The organism is bacterium, assembly GCA_024224155.1.
Taxonomy (GTDB): Bacteria; Acidobacteriota; Thermoanaerobaculia; order Multivoradales; family JAHEKO01; genus CALZIK01.
Genome location: JAAENP010000174.1, coordinates 1 through 2,043 on the forward strand (window position 1 = coordinate 1; position 2,043 = coordinate 2,043).

A 2,043-nucleotide genomic window follows, 5' to 3' on the forward strand; every position below is an offset into this window, starting at 1 on the left:
GGCGCATCCGCGTCCGGGGGTACTGCCCGTGCGCGCGCTGGCCTTCCGCTATCGGGGCCGCTGGCGCGTCGGTTGTCTTCTTCCGCTTCAAGCGAACCGGGTCCGCCATGGCTTCCTCTCCTCCGCCTCGCCTCCGCGAAGCATACTGATATGACATGGTTAAGACGAGTTTACGTGTGCCGTCGGGGGGAGACAATTGATTCCGAACAATCCTGTCGGTAACACAGGATATGACCGGTCTATGTAACAAGTGATCTGTCCGGTTTTAGAACTCCTCTAGAGAGTGGAGGGGTTGATGCGCCGGACGGAACAGTTACAGGGACTGAGATTGATGAAGTTCGAGGAGGTTTATGGCCGCGCCTACCGGTGTGAGCTGAGCCAACAGGAAGCGGCGGAGGTTCTGGGGGTCTCGGAGCGGACCTTCCGGCGCTGGCGCGATCGTTTCGAGGCCGAGGGCGCGGAGGGTCTCTACGATCGCCGCCTGGGCCGGGCCTCGGCGCGGCGCGCCGGGGTCGATGAGGTGGCGGCGATGCTGGAGCTGTTCGACACCCGCTACTGGGATTTCACCGCCCGGCACTTCTGGGAGAAGCTGGTGGCGGAGCACGACTTCAAGCGCAGCTACAACTGGGTCCGGGTGACCTTGCAGGCGCACGGCCGGCGCCAGCCGGCGTCGCGTCGCGGCGCCCATCGACGCAAGCGGCCCCGGCGGCCGCTGGTGGGGATGATGCTGCATCAGGACGGCTCCACGCACCAATGGCTGCCGGGCTGCTACTGGGACCTGATCGTGACCATGGACGATGCCTCTTCGGAGATCTACTCGGCCTTCTTCGTCGCCGAGGAGGGCACCATGTCGAGCTTCCAGGGGCTCGCCGAGGTGATCCGGGCCAAGGGGCTGTTTTGCTCGCTCTACACCGACCGGGCCGGGCACTACTGGCACACGCCCGAGGCCGGCGGCAAGGTCGACAAGGAGGCCCCGACCCAGGTCGGGCGCGCCTGCGCGCAGCTCGGCATCGAGCTGATCGCGGCCTATTCGCCGGAGGCCCGGGGCCGCTCGGAGCGTATGTTCGGAACCCTGCAGAAGCGCCTGCCGCAGGAGCTCAGGCTGGCCGGCATCACCGACATGGCGAGCGCCAACCGCTTCCTGGAGGAGGTCTATTTGCCGCAGCACAACGCCCGCTTCGCCCGCCCGGCCGAGGCCGCCGGCTCCGCCTTCGTACCCTTCACCGGCGACCCGGCCGAGATCCTCTGCCGCCAGGAGGAGCGCGTCGTCTCAAACGACAACACGGTGCGCTACAAGGGCCTCAGCCTACAAATCCCGGCCGACCGCCATCGCCACCACTACGTCAAGGCCACGGTCCGGGTGCACGAATATCCCGACCGGACCCTGGCCGTCTTCCACGGGCCGCGCTGCCTGGCCCGCTACAGCGAGGACGCCACGCCGATCGAGAACAGCGACAGGCAGGCCGCGTGAAGCGCTTCGACGCGACCAGCCATAGCGCTGTGGATAAGTGGACAGCTCGGCGGCGCCGACCTGACCACTTCCCCACAGCGCCAACATCCACAACAGAAGCGGTCAATTCATATGGTACATAAACCGGTCAACTCAGTTTGTTGTCGACAGTTTTCTATGATTGCGAATCTTTCGACTATCGCGATCGCTATGATCCACTCACCGCGTCATATGACAAATGAAATCCAACCGTTTCTTTCTGGCTCAATGCGAATACGAAACCGACGGTGAACGCCTAGAAGAATGCGATTGTCGCAGTGGTGAGGAATGCACTTCCGATGTGCCGAATGTCTTAACGGGGTCAGGGTCCGGCCTTATGGCTTCGGCGTCGGGATGGCCGCTCGGACCAGCACCAGACGTTGCATTCCATCCGGATTGTCAATTTGACACGTTCCCACAACTTAATTTAATTGTATTGTCGCATGTGGACGACATTGCTGCTCGTTTGAGGTCCCGATCGCGCACTTGAAATGGAGAGTTACGAGACACGACGAGACATAAATCACGATCACGTTGCATCTCGTGTTTCCAAA

At 62.6% G+C, this 2,043-nt stretch carries 1 protein-coding gene; it reads left to right on the forward strand.

Translation table 11 applies throughout. The features are described 5' to 3' along the window. The first annotated feature begins 331 nt into the window (after positions 1–331). Entirely contained in the window at positions 332–1,471 is a 1,140-nt protein-coding gene (locus tag GY769_10150) for an ISNCY family transposase (GenBank protein ID MCP4202283.1), read from the forward strand. Positions 1,472–2,043: the final 572 nt, after the last annotated feature.